This window comes from Agrobacterium salinitolerans (assembly GCF_002008225.1).
GTDB lineage: Bacteria > Pseudomonadota > Alphaproteobacteria > Rhizobiales > Rhizobiaceae > Agrobacterium > Agrobacterium salinitolerans.
In genome coordinates this window covers 457,697-476,108 of record NZ_MRDH01000006.1, presented here as the reverse complement: position 1 = coordinate 476,108, position 18,412 = coordinate 457,697, and the positions used below count along the sequence as shown (strand labels likewise).

Genomic DNA, 18,412 nt, shown 5'->3' with positions numbered 1-18,412 from the left:
GCCGTGACAGGCGGCGGGCGTCTCGCCATTGTGGCCGGCAGCGGCCAGCTGCCGCTATATGTGGCGGCCGCCGCCCGTGAGATGGGCGAGAACCCTTTCATCGTGCGCCTGCGCGATGATTCCCGTTTCGACTGGAGCGGCTTCGACAATGCCGTGATCAGTGTCGGCGATGTCGCCGGGCTTGGCCGTCTGCTGCGTGAAAACCGGGTAGACCGTGTCGTGCTATCCGGCGCCGTGGCGCGGCGTCCGGAATGGCGCGAGATTCGACCCACACTCGGCATCCTGCTCAAACTGCCTTCGATTGTCAGGACGCTGCTGTCGAGCGGCGACGACGCCGTTCTTCAGATGGTTATCAAGATCATCGGCACGCTTGGCGCAAAAGTCATCGGTGCCCACGAAATCGCACCCGGCCTGCTGGCCGCGATAGGCCCTTTCGGTACGCAAAAACCTGCCGAGGATGATCTGCGAGATATACGCAAGGCGGCTGAGGCTGCGCTCGCGCTTGGCAAGCTCGATGTGGGGCAGGGCGCGGTCGCCGTCGGTGGCCGTATCGTCGCGCTGGAAGGCGTTGAGGGAACGGATGCCATGCTGGCGCGCGTCGCGGCATTGCGTGCGGAGGGACGGATATCCCCGCGCCGCAAGGGCGTGCTCGTAAAGCTGTGCAAGCCGCAGCAGGATGTGCGCGCTGACCTGCCGACAATCGGTGTGGAAACGGTGGAGAATGCGCGAATGGCCGGGCTGGCAGGTATCGCCGTCGAAGCCGGGCGGGCGCTGGTACTCGATCGCGAGGCGATGTTGAAAGCGGCCGATGAGGCGGGCATATTCGTCTGCGGCATCGATACGTCACTTGGCGGCGATATGATGGGGGAGGCCTGATCGGATGACGGCGGCATTAAAAGTGGCGGTCATAGCCGGGGAGGTATCCGGCGATCTTTTAGGCGCGGATCTGATTCGCTCGCTCAAGGCCCAGTATGCGGGGCCTGTCGAGCTGGTGGGTGTGGGCGGCGAAACGCTGGAAGCGCAGGGACTGGTTTCCCTGTTCGACTATTCCGAGCTCTCCATCATGGGCTTCACGCAGGTTCTGAAAAAACTGCCGAAGCTCATTGCGCGGATCAACCAGACCGCTCAGGCAATCGCTGCCGCAAAGCCCGATATTCTGCTGATCATCGACAGCCCGGATTTCACCCATCGCGTTGCGAAAAAAGTCCGCAAACAATTACCGCATCTGCCGGTCGTCAATTACGTCTGCCCCAGTGTCTGGGCCTGGAAGGAATATCGCGCCACCGCGATGCTCTCCTATGTCGATCATGTGCTGGCTCTTCTGCCCTTCGAGCCGGAAGCAATGCGCCGTCTCGGCGGCCCGCCGACAAGTTTTGTCGGTCATCGACTGAGCGTCGACCCCGATGTGCTGTCAGTGCGACAGAAGCGAGCGGAACGCTCTCTGCCGGCGGATGGCGAACCGAAGGCCATTCTTCTCCTGCCAGGGTCTCGTTCCACTGAAACGACGCGGCTGATGGAGCCGTTTCAGGCGGCGGCGAGAGCTTTTGTCGAGCGCAACGGTCCGACGCGGTTCCTGTTGCCCACTGTACCGCGTCAGGAAAAACGCATTCGCGAACTGGCAGCGTCGTGGCCGGAGGATATCAGGCCCGAAATCGGTATCGATTCCGCCTTCAAATGGAATGCGTTTGCTGAAGCCGATGCGGCCATAGCCGCTTCCGGCACGGTCATTCTGGAACTCGCGCTCGCGGGCGTGCCGACCATCTCGGTCTACAAGACCGACTGGATTTTCACCATGCTGAGCAAGCGTGTCAAGACGTGGACGGGCGCGCTGCCGAACCTGATTGCTGATTACGCCGTCGTGCCGGAATATTTCAACGAGGTGGTAAGGGCAGGTTCGATGCTGCGCTGGGCAGAGCGTCTGTCTTCCGACACCACCGAGCGGCAGGCGATGCTCGAAGGTTATGCACTTGTACAGCAACGCTTGCACACGGATGTGCCGCCGGGGGAAACCGGCGCGCGCATTCTTCTGGATGTCCTGAAGAGCAAAACTCGTCCCTCACAATAATCATAGCCCTCTCGCTCCACCGGCTTATGTCCTGCCGCCGATGCAGGCAGGAGAGGGGGCGATTTTACTGCATTTGATCGTTAGGACGGCAAACGGCTGACCACCGGAGGTCTCCCGGCCCATAAATTTCCATCTGGCACACCTCTTGCTTTCAATCTTGTATGCAAGATAGCCATACATCAGAAAGCGCCCAGAGCGCGGTGGAAGACGCCATCATCTCCGGCATTCTTTCCGCGCGCATCCGCCCGGGCACCCGCCTCAGCGAGAACCAGCTCGCCAGCCTTTTCGGCGTGTCACGCACGCGCATCCGCGAGGCGATGATGCGGCTGGAGACGCGTGGCATCGTCACCGTCAGTCCGCGCCGCGGCTGGTTCGTGGTGGAGCCTTCTGCCGAAGAATCCATCAAGGTCTATGAGGCGCGGCGAATCATAGAATATGGACTGTTGCGCAATCTTTCCGGCGTCAGCGCGCAAGGCATCGCAATCCTCGCCAATCATCTCGATGAGGAGAAGGCGGCGATTGCCAAAGGCGATCGCCAGCGCCTGACCTGCCTGATGGGTGATTTTCACATCCGTATCGCCGAAATCGCCGGAAACGATATCATCGTCGAAACGCTGCGCGACCTGACCGCCAGAACCATCCTCATCTCCATGCTCTACCAGTCCGATTTCCATGCGCAGCAGTCGCACGACGGACATTGCCGTATCTTCGAAGCGATCAAGGCAGCCGATTTTCATGGCGCCGCCGAACTCGCCATCCGCCATCTCGACGAAGTTGAAACGGGTCTCGATCTCACCCGCAGGCCGGACCCGCTCTACGAGCTTCGCAATTCCCTTTCAATGCAGCCCCTTTCCTCAAGCCTCAAGGAGTAATTCCCAATGTTTTCCAGACGTTCATTGCTTGCCATCGCCGCAATTTCCGCAACACTCGGTTTTTCGCCGGCAGCCTTTGCCGATGCGCTCGGTGATATCACGTCCCGCGGCACGATCCGCGTTGCGGTTCCGCAGGATTTCCCGCCCTTCGGCAGCGTCGGCACGGATATGGCGCCGCAGGGTTACGATATTGATGTCGCCAATCTGATCGGCGAGAAGCTTGGCGTGAAGGTCGAGCTGGTGCCGGTCACCAGCGCCAACCGTGTTCCCTATCTGCAGACCAACAAGGTCGATCTCGTCATCTCTAGCCTCGGCAAGAACCCGGACCGTGAAAAGGTCATCGACTTCTCGACCGCCTATGCGCCCTTCTTCAACGGCGTCTTTGCACCGGATTCGGTTGCCGTCACCAAGGCGGAAGATTTAGCCGGCAAGACCATCGGCGTTACCCGTGGCGCTGTCGAGGATCTGGAGCTGACCAAGGTTGCGCCGGCCGATACGACCATCAAGCGTTATGAGGACAATAACGGCACGATCTCCGCCTTCCTCGCTGGCCAGGTGGAAGCCGTGGCCACCGGCAATGTCGTCGCCGCCGCCATTCTTGCGAAGAATCCGCCTAAGCGCCCCGAACTGAAGTTCCTGATCAAGAATTCCCCCTGCTATATCGGCCTGAACAAGGAACAGCCGGCGCTTCTGGAAAAGGTCAACGCCATCATTGCGACTGCAAAGACCGATGGTTCGTTGAACACGATCGCGCAGAAATGGCTGAAAACCGATCTTCCGAAGGATCTCTGACCAACCTGGCAAATCCATGCGCCGGCCGTGCCTAATCGCGGCCCGGCGCATGGTTTGTCCTCCCCGAAAGGAAATATCGGGTGAAATATACATTCGATTTTGGATGGCTTCTCGATTATTACCCGCAGATCGCCAAGGGCATTGCCATCACGCTGGAATTGATCGCCGTCGGCGGCGTTCTTGGCATCGCGCTCGGCATATTCTGCGCCTGGGTACGCGCGCTTGGCCCCAAATGGCTGAGGCCGCCGGTTGCGACCTATGTAGAGCTCATTCGCAATACGCCATTTCTCATACAATTGTTTTTTATCTTCTTCGGCCTGCCGTCGCTTGGCCTGCAACTGTCGGAATTGAGCGCGGCCAATATCGCCATGGTGGTCAATCTCGGAGCCTATAGCTGCGAGATCATCCGTGCCGGCATTCAGGCGACGCCCAAGGGCCAGTTCGAGGCCGGGGCAAGCCTTGCCATGACCCGTTTCGAAACCTTCCGGCATGTGGTGCTGGTGCCCTCACTGCAACGCATCTGGCCAGCGCTATCTTCGCAGGTGGTAATCGTCATGCTCGGCTCGTCGGTCGTGTCGCAGATCGCCGCCGAGGACCTGACTTTTGCGGCCAACTTCATTCAGTCGCGCACTTTCCGCGCCTTTGAAGCCTACATGGTCTCCACCGTCATTTATCTCGTGCTGGCCATTCTCTTGAGGCAGGTGCTTGTCATGGGCGGCAACCTCATCTTTCCCCGCAGGAGTGTCCGATGATTGAATTCTCCACCTGGGATATTCTCAGAAACCTGCTGCTCGCCACGCGCTGGACCGTGCTGCTGTCGCTCGTCTCCTTCGCCGGCGGTAGTCTGGTGGCGCTGCTTCTGCTGTTCATGCGCATTTCCCGCAAAAAATCGATGCGGGCTTTCGCACGCTATTATGTCGAGCTTTTTCAGGGAACGCCGCTTTTGATGCAGCTTTTCATCGCCTTTTTCGGCCTCGGCCTGGTCGGCATCGATGTGCCGGCCTGGTTGGCGGCGGGCTTGACGCTGATCCTGTGGGCGGCTGCATTTCTCACCGAAATCTGGCGTGGCTGCGTCGAATCCGTCGCGAAAGGCCAATGGGAAGCGTCGGCAAGCCTTGCCATGGGACGCCTGCAACAGATGCGCTACGTCATCCTGCCGCAGGCCATGCGGGTCGCCATTCCGCCAACCGTCGGTTTCTTCGTGCAGGTCATCAAGGGAACGGCCGTGACCTCAATCATCGGCTTCGTAGAACTGTCCAAGGCCGGCACGGTCGTCACCAACGCCACCTTCCAGCCCTTCACCGTTTATGGCCTCGTCGCCCTTATCTATTTCGCGCTGTGCTGGCCTCTGTCGAAGAGCAGCCAGATCCTCGAAAGGAAGCTCAATGTCGCTCATCGAAATCACTGAAGTCCGCAAAAGTTATGGCAGCAACGAGGTTCTGAAAGGCATCAACCTCGATGTGGAGCCCGGTGAGGTCATCGCCATCATCGGCAAGAGCGGATCGGGCAAATCCACCCTGCTTCGCTGCATCAATGGGCTGGAGACGATTTCGGCCGGCTCCATATCGGTTGCCGGCGCGCAGCTTCTCGACGATGATCTGCATCTGAAAGCCCTGCGGCTGAAGGTCGGCATGATCTTCCAGCAGTTCAACCTCTTCCCGCACCAGACGGTTGGCGGCAACGTCATGCTGTCGCAGACCGTGGTGAAGAAGACACCGAAGCCGGAGGCCGAGGCCGTTGCCCGCAAGATGCTTGAGCGGGTGGGGCTGGCGCATAAGTTCGACGCCTATCCGGACGAATTATCCGGTGGCCAGCAGCAGCGCGTCGCCATTGCCCGGGCACTCGCGATGCAGCCGATCGCGCTTCTTTGCGACGAGATCACCTCGGCGCTCGATCCCGAGCTGGTCTCGGAGGTGCTGGCGGTGGTGCGTGAACTGGCCGGCGAAGGCATGACGCTCTTGATGGTGACGCATGAAATGAAGTTTGCGCGCGACGTCTGCTCCCGCGTCGTTTTCATGCATGAGGGCAGGGTGCATGAAATCGGCCCGCCGGAAGAGGTGTTCGCCAATCCAGCGACGCCCGAACTGAAGCAGTTTCTCGGCGTAGCTGCACGCCACTGAGAAATATCCCGGAGACGTCCAACAAAAAGGCCGGCGGGTGAAAACCTGCCGGCCTTTGATCTTACAGGGTTTCGTGGCTTAACGCTTGGAAACCGGAACGTAATCGCGCTTGCCGGCGCCCGTATAGAGCTGGCGCGGACGGCCGATACGCTGCTGCGGATCTTCGATCATTTCGTTCCACTGTGCGATCCAGCCGACGGTGCGGGCGAGAGCGAAGAGAACGGTGAACATGGTCGTGGGGAAGCCCAGCGCCTTCAGCGTGATGCCCGAATAGAAGTCGACATTCGGGTAGAGCTTCTTTTCGACGAAGTAGGGGTCGGAAAGGGCGATCTTTTCCAGTTCGAGCGCGACCTGCATGATCGGATCGTCGGAATTGCCGGTGGCTTCCAGCACTTCGTACATCGTCTTCTGCATGATCTTGGCGCGCGGGTCGTAGTTCTTGTAGACGCGGTGGCCAAAGCCCATCAGGCGGAACGGGTCGTTCTTGTCCTTGGCGCGGGCGATATATTCCGGAATACGGTCAACCGTGCCGATTTCGTTGAGCATGTTGAGCGCCGCTTCGTTGGCGCCGCCGTGAGCCGGGCCCCAGAGGCAGGCGATGCCAGCCGCGATACAGGCGAACGGATTTGCGCCCGACGAACCGGCAAGACGCACCGTGGAGGTGGACGCGTTCTGCTCGTGATCGGCATGCAGGATGAAGATTCGGTCCATGGCGCGGGCCAGAACCGGATCCACCTTGTAGTCCTCGCAAGGCACGGCAAAGCACATGTGCAGGAAGTTGGAGGCGTAATCCAGATCGTTCTTCGGGTAAACGAAGGGCTGGCCGATATGATACTTGTAGGCCATGGCGGCGATCGTCGGCATCTTCGCGATCATGCGCAGCGAAGCGACCATGCGCTGGTGCGGATCGGTGATGTCGGTCGAGTCGTGATAGAAGGCCGAGAGCGCGCCGACCGTGCCGCACATGACGGCCATCGGATGCGCATCGCGACGGTAGCCGGTGAAGAAGCGGCTCATCTGCTCATGCACCATGGTGTGGCGCGTGACGCGGGTGTCGAAGTCCTTCTTCTGCGCAGCCGTTGGCAGCTCACCGTAGAGCAGCAGATAGCAGGTTTCCAGGAAGTCGCCCTGTTCGGCGAGCTGCTCGATGGGGAAACCACGGTGCAGGAGAACGCCCTCGTCACCGTCGATATAGGTGATCTTGGATTCGCAGGAGGCCGTCGACGTGAAACCCGGGTCGTAGGTGAAGGAGCCCGTGTGCTTGTAGAGCGTGGCGATATCGACGACGCTTGGTCCAATCGTGCCTTCCCTGACCGGGAGTTCCACCTGCTTTTCGCCAAGTGTCACTGTAGCGCTTTTTTCCGTCATACTGATCCTCCGAAAACATGCGGGTGGGGGCGTTGAGAAACACCCCGCGGTTAAGCGTCTACCGATTAGCTATATGATCCTTGCGCCGATGCCAAGCTATCCAAAGGTCAAATTGTGCATTGCGGCAAACGCAATTGCGTCGCTTTTCGCTTTATCGATCATGGCAACTCAATCTCGGTCAACGCAGGGTTAAAGGAAAACATTGCAATCCCGCGCGTCCACCTGCAAACCTGTTTCCGGTGCGGCAGGGGCGCGGCGCAGATTGCTTGATCAAGGGGAAAAACAGTATTTCGGATATGCCGAAACGATGCAGGGCGGCTTGCCCCGCACGACGGATATCCTGTCACCGCTGCGCCGGACCGGCGAGATCGCGACGTATGGTCTGCCGGCCCTAGTCAGCAGGCCGAAACCGCAAACGGCCATTATCCGGAAAATCACCAACTGCCTCGCCGAAGAACGCGCATTCGGCCATGATTTTCTTTTCGTGCCGGTCTTCATCGGCTGTGGGGCGATCCTCTGGTTTTCCCTTGATGCAGCACCCTCATTGCCGCTTCTTGTTGTTCTATTTTTGCTCGCCGCCGGCCTGGCATTCGCCACCCGATATCACGCGACTCTGGTGGCCACGGCGTGCAGCCTCGTCGCACTGCTGTTGCTGGGCATGCTTTTCGCCGAATTTGAAACGCGGAGGGCAGGGACGGTGGTGCTGGATACGCCCGTTACCACCACTATTACCGGCACGGTGATGCGCCGAGAGGTCGATGCCCGCGGCGACTGGCGGTATGTGGTGCAGCTGGCTGCGACAGAAGCGCCGGCATTGTCACGCCTGCCTGGAAAGGTTTCGCTGCTGGCCCGCGGCGGCGGAAAGCCGGTGGCACTCGGTGCGACCATTCGCGGCAAGGCGCGGCTTTCGCCGCCATCCGGTCCGGCTTTGCCCGGTCTCAACGATTTCGCCTTCGCGTCCTATTTCAGGGGCATAGGCGCGACTGGCTTTTTTTACAAGCCGCCGCAGACGATCACTGCCCCTGATATCGACGCAAAGGATGATTGGCTGGAATGGGCCGATATGCGGCTTTACGGCCTGCGCACCGCCATTGCCGAGCGCATCCGCAGCACCATCGGCGGTGACGCCGGCGCTTTTGCCGCCTCCATCGTCACCGATGAGAGACAGGCCATATCGGCGGAAACAATGGAAGCCCTGCGGCTTTCCGGCCTCGCCCATATCGTTGCCATATCCGGGCTCAACATGGCGCTGGCGTCAGGGATATTCTTCGTGGGATTGCGGCTCGCCTTCAGCCTGTTTCCGGCCTTTGCTCAACGCTGGCCGGTGAAGAAGATATCCGCTTTTGCGGCGCTGCTGATGACGCTCGCCTATTACCTGATATCAGGTTTTGCCGTCTCTGCCGAACGCGCCTGGCTGATGATGTCGGTGATGCTGATCGCTGTTCTCTTCGATCAGCCGTCGCTCAGCCTCAGAAATGTTGCGCTGTCCGCTCTCGTCATCCTCGCGCTGTCTCCTTCGGAAATCATGGGGCCGAGCTTCCAGATGTCCTTCGCCGCAACGATCGCGCTCGTTGCGGCCTATGCCGCCTGGAGCCGATGGCGCACCGACCGGGAGCGTCTGTTTATCGGGCGCAAACCGGCGTGGATGACGGTGGCGGGAACGGCAGGCGCCGTCATCGGCGGTGTCGTCACTACATCGCTGATCGGCGGGCTCTCGACGGCGATCTATTCCGCCGAGCATTTCCAGCGTGTCACCACCTATGGACTTTTCGCCAATCTGGCAGCCATGCCGCTGATGTCGCTGATCGTCATGCCCTTCGGCCTCATCGCCATGCTGTTGATGCCCTTCGGGCTCGATGCGCCATTCCTGAAGGTCATGGGTTACGGCATGGCGCTTGTCATCGAGGTTGCTGATGAAGTTGCGTCCTGGGGCGGCAGCGCTGCGACCGGGCGGCCGCATGGCTGGTTCATCGGCATCGCCTCCGTGGGTTTTCTGCTGCTGACATTGCTGCGCACCCGTTTGGCGCTACTCGGCTTGCCCACTCTGATATTGGCCTTCGGCCTCTCTGGAGCCGTCGCCCAACGCAATCTGCCCGATCTGCTTATCCATGAGGAAGGAAGGCTGGTGGCGCTTCTGGACGAGGGTAAGGTTTATACAACGAAAACGCGACCGCAGGGCTTCATCTATGAGCAATGGCAGAGGGCGCTGCTGTTGCCGGAGAAACCGCTCCCACCGGTCCTTCTCAAGACGGGGGCTCCGACAACAACCGTTGCTCTCACCACAAAATCCAACCTTGCGCCGGAGGACATGAAGGTCGTGGCCCGAGAGATGATAACGACGCTGAGAGATGCCGCGCCCGGTGTCTTCACCTGCAGGACAGGCATCTGGTGTGCGGCGCGCGCGAAAAGCGGCGAGTTTATCATCGTGCTGGAAGACGGTCGGTTTGCCGGGAAAGCCTGTGACATCGCCGATATCGTCATCGTCTCCCGCAGAACCTCGTTTACGCAATGCCGCTCGGGTGCCCTTCTGCTCAATCGCGACATATTAAGGCGCATAGGCTCGGTAGAGATAAATTTCGCCGGCAGCGAACAGGCCGGGGTGGTGGGGCGGATGCGCGCGGCAACCGCCAGCACCAACAGGCCGTGGAGCGAACATCGCTTCTACGACTGGAAGAGCGGGCGCTTTGACCATGAGGTGCCTCAAGCCGTCACCCGGTTGCTGACGGCATCGCAGCGAGTGCTGCCAGCATGATTTGTCAGGCCGTGGCGCGCAAATCCGCGGTCAATTCGCCAATGCTGCCGATCTCTTCTTCATGCGGCAGATCGCGCCAGATTTCCTTCAGCCCGGCCTCATACCATTCGCGCATGGCGGGCAGGGCAAGCAGCCTGTCACAATAGGCCTTCGCCGCTGGCGAAAGATCAGCGCCATAGGTCTGGAAACGGAACGCCACCGGGCAGAAGAAGGCATCGACCGCCGTGAATTTCTGACCGGCGAGAAACGGTCCGCCGAATTTTGCGAGGCCTTCGCTCCACAGCACATCAATGCGTTTTATGTCGGCCGCAAGCCCGGCATCGCCGCCCTTCGGTTTTACGCGGATACCGACCGACATGGGATAGAGATTGCGCAGCGAAGAGAAGCCCGCATGCATTTCACTTGCCGCCGAGCGTGACCAGGCCCGTGCCTGCTTGTCACTTGCCCAGACACCCTGATGTCTCTCGGCCAGATATTCGGCAATCGACAGCGACTCCCAAACCGTCACGCCCTCATCAACAAGGCACGGCACCTTGCCCGTCGGCGAAAAGCTGGAGAAGGCAACACCTTCGCCAAAGGGAACGAGTTTTTCATCAAAGGCGATGCCGAGCGTGCGCATCAAAACCCAAGGCCGCAGCGACCATGAGGAATAGTTCTTGTTGGCAATATAAAGATCGTACATGGCGTTTTTCCCCCGATAGGATGCGCATTTCTATATCTGCGAATGGTCTTGGAATATCGCAAAGAATCCATGGCTCCCATAACGCCAATTGATGGATGGGCCGTCGTGCGCGACCGCATTTTCGCAACGACGAGCGCGTTTGCCATTTAAAAAAGAAAAGGCGCATCAATTCAACGAAATGACGCGCCCTTCATCTTGCAGGCCAGATATGCCGCCGTTCAACCGTTTCGGCTTATCCAAACCGGCGGCGGCATCAATGATATCTGCGGATCAATCCCACCAGCTTGCCCTGTATCTTCACCCGATCAGGCCCGAAAATTCGGGTCTCATAGGCCGGGTTTGCAGCTTCCAGCGCGATGGAGGCTCCCTTGCGGCGGAAACGCTTCAGGGTCGCTTCTTCATCATCCACCAGCGCGACGATGATATCACCCGGATTGGCCGTATTGCCGTTGCGGATGATGACGGTATCGCCATCAAAAATGCCGGCCTCGATCATCGAATCACCCTTGACCTCCAGAGCGTAATGTTCGCCCGAACCCAGCATATCCACTGGCACAGCCACATCATGGGTGTTGTTCTGGATGGCGGAAATCGGCACACCGGCGGCGATGCGGCCCATGACCGGCACGGTGACGGCACCGCCGAGATCATTGGCAGGCGCCTTGGGGGTCGCGGCCGGCTCCGGCGCCTTCGGCTTGCCCAGGCTGCCTTCGATGACGCTCGGTGAGAAACCACGCTGCGGCCTTGCGCCCGGCGTATAGGCCTCAGGTAATTTTATCACTTCCAGCGCTCGCGCCCTGTTGGGTAGCCGGCGAATAAACCCGCGCTCTTCGAGTGCGGTAATCAGCCGGTGGATGCCGGATTTGGAAGCAAGATCGAGTGCGTCCTTCATTTCATCGAAGGAGGGCGGCACGCCGGACTCTTTCATTCTTTCATGAATGAAGAGAAGCAATTCCTGCTGTTTGCGCGTGAGCATGAGGAAAACACCCTTGAGAATCGTCGTTGAAGTCGCGAAACAAATACAGAACGAACACTATATGTTCCATATGTGTTCCGCAATCCCCTAAAATTTCGTGAAGGGTGCATCTCAGATGGTGATTTGATATTCGAAAGCCTGAACTGCCGAGAGCCGGTAGGGTTGGTGACTATTTTGATAATCGGAGGAACTGCCGTCTGAAGTGGGCAATTGAAGGCAGCTCTGTGTTTCAGGCATCCGGTACGACGATCCGTCCGTCTAAGACGGCAAATCGCTCATATCCGTTACGAGGATTTTCTTAGAGGGCGTGTTCGCCCGGTCCGAGATAGCTCGCCATCAGTGCCGGATCGACGGCGAGTTCGGCGGCCGGGCCTGAGCGGCGGACCTCGCCGAGTTCGACGAGGTAGGCCTCGTCGGCGATTTCAAGCGCGGCGCGGGCGTTCTGTTCGACCAGCAGGATGGAGACACCGGTACGACGCAGTTCGGCAACGATGCGCAGGATTTCGGCGACGATCAACGGCGCAAGCCCGAGACTAGGCTCATCCAGCAGCAAAAGCCTCGGCCGGCTCATTAGTGCCCGGGCGAGCGCCAGCATCTGCCTTTCGCCGCCGGAAAGCGTTCCGGCAAGCTGCTTGCTGCGCTCGCGAAGGCGTGGAAAGAGTGCGTGTATTTCCTCACGGGTTTCGTTGCGCTCCTGGCGTGAGCGCAGGAATCCGCCGAGCTCGATATTATCCTCGACGGTCATCGACCCGAACAATTCGCGCCTTTCCGGCACGAGGCAAAGGCCAGCGGCAACCCGGGCCTCGATGGTATCGGGCACTGGCGCGCCGTCGTAAAGAATGGTCCCGCGCGAAGGCACGACGCCCATGATGGCGTTGAGCAGCGTGGTCTTGCCCGCCCCGTTTGCTCCGATGACCGTGACGATGCTGCCGGATGTCATGGAAAGCGAGATGCCATGCACCACCTCCGCCCGGCCATAGGCAACGTGGATGTCTTTGATGTCGAGTAGATGTCCGCTCACGCTGCACCCCCAAGATAAGCCGCGATCACGGCTGGATGTTGCCTGATTTCAGCCGGCTTGCCTTCGGCGATCAGGGTGCCGAAATCGAGGACGACGATGTGATCGACCAGCCCCATGACGAAACCCATGTCATGCTCGACGAGCAGCACGCTCACGCCCTCGGCCCGCAGTTTTTTCAGCAGTGTGCCGAGCTCCTGCTTTTCGCCGTGGCGCAGACCGGCCGCCGGTTCGTCGAGCAGCAGAAGCGTCGGGTTGAGGCAGAGCGCGCGAGCAATTTCCAGAATTCGGATCTGCCCGAGAGCGAGGTCGCCGGCGGGACGGTCGCGATGAGCACCGAGACCGACGCGATCGAGCTGATGGGCGGCTTCGGCAAGCAGCGCCTGCTCCTGTTTTCGCTCCAGCCGGAAGAAGCTTCGGAAAACGCCGGCATTGCCGCGCAGATGCGCGCCGAGAGCGACGTTTTCGAGGACCGACATGGTCGGAAGGACCTTGGCATGCTGAAAGGTTCTGGCGATGCCGCGTTTGGCGATCAGCCGGGGATTGAGGCCTGAAAGCTTCTGTCCCTGATAGGTGACGTTGCCGCCGGAAAGGCCGAGGATGCCGGTGATGAGATTGAAAGTCGTGCTCTTGCCGGCGCCGTTCGGGCCGATCAGGCCGACGATCTGCCCGGCCTTGATATCGAAGCTGACATCGTTGACCGCCGTCAGTCCGCCAAATGTCTTCCGTACCCGATCGACCCGGACCAGCGGACTGCCGGGCGCAGGCATGTCCCGCGTTTCAAGACTGGCGCCGTCGCGGCGGATGGCGCGCGGCGGCCGGGCAGGCAGGTATTTTTCCAGAAGTGGCCAAAGACCGTCTCGGGAGAGCTGCAGGATCAGGACGAGCAGCACGCCGAACACGATCATTTCTACATTCACCGAGGTGCCGACAAGGCCGGGCAGGACCCGTTGCAGCACCTCTTTCAGCACCAGCACCACGGCTGCGCCGAAGATGGCGCCCACGACCCGGCCCGAACCGCCGACGACGGCCATCAGCATATAGGTGATGCCCATGTCGAGCCCGAAAGGCGTCGGGTTGATCGAGCGCTGCATATGGGCGTAAAGCCAGCCTGACAGCGCCGCTACAACGGCTGCGAAGACGAAAACGGTCAGTTTGGCCCGCTCGATATTCACGCCGAACGCCTCCGCTGCCTGCGAGCCGCCACGCAGGGCGCGAATGCCGCGCCCGACACGGCTGTCGAGCAGGTTCTGCGCGCCGATCGCCACGGCAACGACGAATATCCAGATCACGTAATAGATCGAGCTGCTGCTCATCAGCGGTTCGTCGCCGACCGAGAGTGGTGGAATGCCGGAGATCCCGTCATACCGGCCGAGGAGTTCGATGCGACCGAAAAGGTAATAGATCGCAAGCCCCCAGGCGATGGTGCCGAGCGGCAGGTAATGTCCGGAAAGCCTGACTGTCATCAGCCCTAGCGGCAGGGCCACGATGACGCCGACAACGAGAGACAGCGGTAGCGTGAGCCAGGGTGAAAAGCCGTAGGCCGTGGTCAGAACCGCCGTCGTATAGGCGCCGAAACCGCAAAAGGCCGCCTGGCCGAAGGAGGTCATGCCACCAACTCCGGTCAACAGCACCAGCCCGATGGCGACCAGAGATGCAAGCCCGATATTGTTGGCGAGCGTCACCCAGAATGGTGGAACCGGCAGCAGCGGGAAGGCGGCGACGAGAAGAAGCGCGGCAATGGCGGGATAGAGGTGTCTGCCGAGGGTCATATCACTCTTCCTCATGATGGCTGGCGCCGAAGGAAAGCCAGATCAGCACCGGCACGATGAGACCGAACACGATGATTTCCTTGAAATCGCTGGCGAAGAAGGACGCAAAGGCCTCAATCAGCCCGACACCGATCGCGGCAATGGCAGTAACGGGAAAGCTCGCCATGCCGCCGAGAATGGCAGCAACGAAGCCCTTGAGGCCGATCAGGAAGCCCGTGTCGTAGAAGATGGTGGTGATTGGACCGATCAGCACGCCTGATATGGCCGCGATTGCGGCGGCAAGCACAAAGGCGGTGACACCGGTCAGTTCCGTTCGAACACCGACAAGTCGCGCGCCGAGCCGGTTGATGGCCGTTGCTTTCAGGGCCTTGCCAAGCAACGTCTTTTCGAAGAAGAAGTAGAGGCCGACCATCACGAGGATCGTCGCGAGATAGATGAAGATGCTTTGCGCGCTGACGAGCATCGGCCCGAGCGTGAAGCCCGCGTCGCTCAACGGCGCTGCGCGCAGGCCCTCCGGGCCGAAAAAGGCAAGCCCGAGCCCCATCAGTGCCAGATGCACGCCAACGGAAGCAATGAGAAGCACAAGCACGGAGGCGTCGGCAAGCGGTCGGTAGGCGATACGATAGACGTAATATCCCATCGGGGCGATGATGGCGATGGTGATGAGGGCGCGCAGGAACGATGGCAGCTGCATGGGTGCCAGAATGGCGACCAGCCCATAGATCAGACCCGGGAGCGCAACGTTGATGGCCATCGCGCGCAGCAGCGGCGAAAGGCGCATGCCCAGCCGCATTCCCCAAAGGTCGAGAACGAGGGCCACAGCGCCCATGCACAACAGCAGCTTCAGCGTGCCAGGCACGCGCCCGGCATCGAGCAGCGCCAGCGTCAGCGCGCCATGGGCGACAAACTCACCTTGCGGAATGAAGATCACCCGGGTGACGGCGAAGACCAGAACGATAGCGAGCCCCAGCAGCGCGTAGATCGCGCCATTGGTGACGCCGTCCTGGATCAGGAATGTGGCAATAGTCGCGTCCAAAATGCACCCTCTGGTTTGGCTCTCGGTAAGGCGTGACGAATAGTTCAAGTGCAGGCGATCCGGGGCCGGTTTCGCCACGGCACGCGGCGTTTTCCCTCGTGGGGTAGGCCGGGGAGACAGGCTCCCCGACGGTGTTTCCAGTCCCGCGGATTATTTATCGTCGGGCAGCAGTACGAACTTTCCGTCTTTCGCCGTCAGCAGCACGACGCCCCGCTGGTCGAGGCCATAATGATCGTCGGCCGTGAATTCGTAGACACCGTGCGTGGCGTTATACGGCCCGTTTGTTTCGATGGCATCGCGCAGTGCCATGCGGAATTCGGGCGTGCCGGGCTTTGCCTTCTTGAGCGCAACCGGAACGGCCTTCTTCAGAATCACCATCACATCCCAGACATGCGAGCCGAACTGGGTTCGGGCGTTTGCGCCGAACTTGGCCTCGAGAGCCTTGAGATAGGCAAGGCCCTGTTCCTTGGTGGGCGAGCTATCCGGTTGATCTTCCGCGACCATGACCGGGCCGGAGGAAAACACGGTGTTCTCAACGGCCTTGCCGGCGATCCGCAGGAAATCGAAGGTGACTGCACCCGAAACGACATAAATCTTGCCCTTGAAGCCGCGTTCGCGCACGCCGATCTGGGGCAGGGCAGCACCCGTGCCCGATGCGCCGATGAAGACGGCATCCGGACGTGCGGCAAGCGACTTCAGTACCTGGCCGGAAACAGAGGTGTCGGCGCGGGCATAACGCTCCTCCGCAACCAGTTCGAGGCCATAGTCCTTACCCGTGGTCTTCAGCGCATCGACCCACTGCTGGCCGTAGGAATCGGCAAAACCAATAAAGGCGACACGTTTGATACCGTCCTTCTGCATGCGGGCGAACATGCTCTTCACCAGGACGGTTGAGAACTGCGGCATGACGAAGTTCCATTTCTTCGCGGCCGTTGGCGGAATTGGCGAGAGCGCGAAATGCGGCACTTCCGTCTCATTCGCCACGCCTGCGACAGCAATCGCGGCCGGCGTGAGGGCAGAACCGACGATGACATCCACCTTGTCGTCACTGGCGAAGCGACGCGCATTGGTGGTTGCAACCGAGGGATCACCGGCATCGTCGAGCAGGATGACCTTCAGCTTTTCACCGTCGATTTCGGACGGCCACAATTCGATCGACTGTTTGAGCGGTATACCCAGCGCAGCGCCCGGTCCGGTCGTGGGTATGGTCACACCAATGGTGATATCGGCGAAAGCCGAGCCTGCCGTCATCGTCAGGGCAACAGCCGTTGCCATCCATGTCATTATACGCTTTTTCATTGTCTCTCCTCCCAATGAGCGGACGTTCACGAACGCCCGGAAAATGCATTTCAATATATCGTCGAGATCAGGCCGCTTCTCCCGCCGTCGATTGCTGCAGCGCTGAAACGGCCTCCACCCGAACAGCCAGCCAGGCGGCGAAAGCGTCCCATGCGGCGTTCAGATAGGCGTTGGCCTGCCAGAGGCCCGCCTCAGGCTGATCCACGAGTGCGGCCATGCGCTGGCTCTCGGCCTCGAACGCGTTAAGAGTTGCCTCCGCGGCTCTTGCTGTTGCAGCCGGACAATTGGCGAGATCCTCGCGGGCGCGTTTCAGAAAAACGTCGAGGCCTTTTCCGCCTTCTCGCCACAGCCGGCGGGTCAGAAGGTCGATGGCCTGCATGCCGGTGGTGCCTTCGTAAATGGTCATCACGCGCGCATCGCGCAGATATTGCTCCAGTGGCCATTCCCGCGTGTAACCCGCCCCGCCCAAGATCTGTATGGCCTGATTGGAGACTGTGAAGCCGGCATCCGCGCCGAAATTCTTGACGAGCGGCAAGAGCCAGCGCGACAGCGCCTGCAAATCGTCGCGCAAATTCTCGTCCGGCTCAAGGCGCGCGAGGTCCATGACGGTGGCAAGTTCGAGCGTTGCAGCACGCAGGGTTTCCGTGCGCAGCCGTGCCTCTTCGAGCTGGCGGCGGACATCGGGATGGTGTGCGATCGGGATGGCCGGTTTTGCCGGATCGCCACCCTGGTGACGCTCCTGCGCGTAGGTTTCCGCAATGTCGATGGCGGCGGAGGCGAGCCCCAGCCCCTGACATCCCGTTTGCAGGCGCATCAACTCGATCATTGCAAACAGCTGGGCAAGACCGCGTCCCTCCTCGCCGAGTAAAATGCCGCGCGCAGCTTCAAAGCGCAGGGCGCAGGTGGGCGAGCCGTGCAGGCCCATCTTTTCCTCGATGCGGTCAACGCTGATGCCGTTACGTTGCCCGTCGATTTCATCGGGCACAAGAAACAGGCTGAGGCCGCGTGTCCCGGTTTCCTCACCTGTACGGGCAAGCAGACAGTGGCAGATACGGGTCGCCATGTCGTGATCGCCGAAAGATATCCAGATTTTCGAACCGGTGATGCGCCACGCACCGTCTCTCAAGGCAGCGCGGCTGCGCAGCCGCGCGAGATCAGAACCGGCATCCGGCTCGGAGATGCAGATGGTCGCCGCCCATTCGCCGCGTGCAAGATACGGAACCCATTCCTTCGCAACGGCATAATCCGCCACCTCGGCGATCAAATGGCAGGCCGCACGGGTAGACCCAGAGGCCATCATCAACGCCACACAGCCGCGTTCGAAAAGCGGTGCACAGGCGGTCTGGATCGAAAGCGGCAGGCCCTGGCCACCGAAGCGTTCCGGCACGTCCATGGCGAGCCAGCCATTGCCTGCATACTGGCTGAAAGCATCACCGAAACCGTCGGGAACAAGAACGCGGCCATCGACGACAGTACAGCCCTGACGATCAGCCGCTGTGTTCAGCGGCGCAAGAACGGTTTCAGCAAAGCGCGCCGCTTCATCGAGAACGGCCTCTACGAGAGCATCGTCACAATCGCCGCGAATAGACTGGATACGACGCCAGCCCGGCGTTGCTTTCAGAAGCTCTAATGTGCTTGTCGCCTGCGTTGAAAAACTCAT

The 18,412-nt window shown here is 60.3% G+C and carries 16 protein-coding genes; 8 read left to right on the top strand and 8 right to left on the bottom strand.

Features of this window, described 5'->3' with window-relative positions; all coding sequences use genetic code 11:
• Positions 1-3: 3 nt before the first annotated feature.
• The 7 genes from BS627_RS06365 (at position 4) to BS627_RS06335 (ending at position 5,849) form a co-directional block, all read left to right on the top strand.
• Positions 4-876, top strand: a complete 873-nt coding sequence (locus BS627_RS06365) for an LpxI family protein (RefSeq protein WP_165691150.1) — start codon at positions 4-6, stop codon at positions 874-876.
• 4 nt (positions 877-880) lie between these two features.
• On the top strand, positions 881-2,065 hold the full coding sequence (gene lpxB, locus BS627_RS06360) for a lipid-A-disaccharide synthase (RefSeq protein ID WP_077982371.1): 1,185 nt from the start codon (positions 881-883) through the stop codon (positions 2,063-2,065).
• A gap of 161 nt (positions 2,066-2,226) precedes the next feature.
• Positions 2,227-2,937, top strand: a complete 711-nt coding sequence (locus BS627_RS06355) for a GntR family transcriptional regulator (protein WP_077982370.1) — start codon at positions 2,227-2,229, stop codon at positions 2,935-2,937.
• A 6-nt stretch (positions 2,938-2,943) separates the two neighbouring features.
• Positions 2,944-3,729, top strand: coding sequence for a transporter substrate-binding domain-containing protein (locus BS627_RS06350; RefSeq protein WP_077982369.1), 786 nt, complete (start codon positions 2,944-2,946; stop codon positions 3,727-3,729).
• Between the two features lie 80 nt (positions 3,730-3,809).
• Complete coding sequence (locus BS627_RS06345) at positions 3,810-4,481, top strand: amino acid ABC transporter permease (protein WP_077982368.1); 672 nt, start codon at positions 3,810-3,812, stop codon at positions 4,479-4,481.
• Positions 4,478-5,137 (top strand): amino acid ABC transporter permease, encoded by a 660-nt coding sequence (locus tag BS627_RS06340; RefSeq protein WP_077982367.1) that lies wholly within the window; start codon positions 4,478-4,480, stop codon positions 5,135-5,137. The genes BS627_RS06345 and BS627_RS06340 overlap by 4 nt, the downstream gene beginning before the upstream one ends.
• Complete coding sequence (locus BS627_RS06335; RefSeq protein WP_077982366.1) at positions 5,115-5,849, top strand: amino acid ABC transporter ATP-binding protein; 735 nt, start codon at positions 5,115-5,117, stop codon at positions 5,847-5,849. Before BS627_RS06340 ends, BS627_RS06335 begins: the two co-directional genes overlap by 23 nt.
• Before the next feature lie 78 nt (positions 5,850-5,927).
• On the opposite strand, the gene gltA is transcribed toward BS627_RS06335, so the two are convergent.
• Positions 5,928-7,217 carry a citrate synthase gene (gene gltA, locus BS627_RS06330; RefSeq protein ID WP_003502585.1) on the bottom strand — a complete coding sequence of 430 codons (1,290 nt, stop codon included), beginning with the start codon at positions 7,215-7,217 and terminating at the stop codon, positions 5,928-5,930.
• 307 nt (positions 7,218-7,524) lie between these two features.
• Between gltA and BS627_RS06325 the strand changes: the two genes are divergently transcribed.
• Positions 7,525-9,969: a ComEC/Rec2 family competence protein gene (locus tag BS627_RS06325; RefSeq protein WP_077982940.1), complete on the top strand. Its 2,445-nt coding sequence runs from the start codon at positions 7,525-7,527 to the stop codon at positions 9,967-9,969.
• A 4-nt stretch (positions 9,970-9,973) separates the two neighbouring features.
• Here BS627_RS06325 and BS627_RS06320 read toward each other — a convergent pair whose 3' ends face one another.
• The 7 genes from BS627_RS06320 to BS627_RS06290 all read right to left on the bottom strand — a co-directional run bounded on the left by BS627_RS06320 (position 9,974) and on the right by BS627_RS06290 (position 18,412).
• The gene (locus BS627_RS06320) at positions 9,974-10,651 is read right to left on the bottom strand and encodes a glutathione S-transferase family protein (RefSeq protein WP_077982365.1); all 678 of its coding nucleotides are present in this window, start codon (positions 10,649-10,651) and stop codon (positions 9,974-9,976) included.
• A 253-nt stretch (positions 10,652-10,904) separates the two neighbouring features.
• Complete coding sequence (gene lexA, locus BS627_RS06315; protein WP_077982364.1) at positions 10,905-11,627, bottom strand: transcriptional repressor LexA; 723 nt, start codon at positions 11,625-11,627, stop codon at positions 10,905-10,907.
• A gap of 298 nt (positions 11,628-11,925) precedes the next feature.
• Positions 11,926-12,648, bottom strand: coding sequence for an ABC transporter ATP-binding protein (locus BS627_RS06310; RefSeq protein WP_077982363.1), 723 nt, complete (start codon positions 12,646-12,648; stop codon positions 11,926-11,928).
• Positions 12,645-14,417: a branched-chain amino acid ABC transporter ATP-binding protein/permease gene (locus BS627_RS06305; protein WP_077982362.1), complete on the bottom strand. Its 1,773-nt coding sequence runs from the start codon at positions 14,415-14,417 to the stop codon at positions 12,645-12,647. The genes BS627_RS06310 and BS627_RS06305 overlap by 4 nt, the downstream gene beginning before the upstream one ends.
• Before the next feature lies 1 nt (position 14,418).
• A complete protein-coding gene (locus BS627_RS06300; protein WP_077982361.1) occupies positions 14,419-15,453 on the bottom strand; it encodes a branched-chain amino acid ABC transporter permease in 1,035 nt (344 codons plus the stop codon).
• A 150-nt stretch (positions 15,454-15,603) separates the two neighbouring features.
• Complete coding sequence (locus BS627_RS06295; protein WP_077982360.1) at positions 15,604-16,752, bottom strand: ABC transporter substrate-binding protein; 1,149 nt, start codon at positions 16,750-16,752, stop codon at positions 15,604-15,606.
• Between the two features lie 67 nt (positions 16,753-16,819).
• Positions 16,820-18,412 (bottom strand): acyl-CoA dehydrogenase family protein, encoded by a 1,593-nt coding sequence (locus tag BS627_RS06290; protein WP_077982939.1) that lies wholly within the window; start codon positions 18,410-18,412, stop codon positions 16,820-16,822.

Excerpts from the sequence above, each read along its gene's own strand:
- lpxB (WP_077982371.1), top strand. The coding sequence starts at position 881 with ATGACGGCGGCATTAAAAGTGGCGGTCATAGCCGGGGAGGTATCCGGC.
- BS627_RS06350 (WP_077982369.1), top strand. The coding sequence starts at position 2,944 with ATGTTTTCCAGACGTTCATTGCTTGCCATCGCCGCAATTTCCGCAACA.
- BS627_RS06335 (WP_077982366.1), top strand. The coding sequence starts at position 5,115 with ATGTCGCTCATCGAAATCACTGAAGTCCGCAAAAGTTATGGCAGCAAC.
- BS627_RS06340 (WP_077982367.1), top strand. The coding sequence starts at position 4,478 with ATGATTGAATTCTCCACCTGGGATATTCTCAGAAACCTGCTGCTCGCC.
- BS627_RS06305 (WP_077982362.1), bottom strand. The coding sequence starts at position 14,417 with ATGACCCTCGGCAGACACCTCTATCCCGCCATTGCCGCGCTTCTTCTC.
- lexA (WP_077982364.1), bottom strand. The coding sequence starts at position 11,627 with ATGCTCACGCGCAAACAGCAGGAATTGCTTCTCTTCATTCATGAAAGA.
- BS627_RS06320 (WP_077982365.1), bottom strand. The coding sequence starts at position 10,651 with ATGTACGATCTTTATATTGCCAACAAGAACTATTCCTCATGGTCGCTG.
- BS627_RS06290 (WP_077982939.1), bottom strand. The coding sequence starts at position 18,412 with ATGAGTTTTTCAACGCAGGCGACAAGCACATTAGAGCTTCTGAAAGCA.
- BS627_RS06355 (WP_077982370.1), top strand. The coding sequence starts at position 2,227 with ATGCAAGATAGCCATACATCAGAAAGCGCCCAGAGCGCGGTGGAAGAC.
- BS627_RS06325 (WP_077982940.1), top strand. The coding sequence starts at position 7,525 with ATGCAGGGCGGCTTGCCCCGCACGACGGATATCCTGTCACCGCTGCGC.
- gltA (WP_003502585.1), bottom strand. The coding sequence starts at position 7,217 with ATGACGGAAAAAAGCGCTACAGTGACACTTGGCGAAAAGCAGGTGGAA.
- BS627_RS06295 (WP_077982360.1), bottom strand. The coding sequence starts at position 16,752 with ATGAAAAAGCGTATAATGACATGGATGGCAACGGCTGTTGCCCTGACG.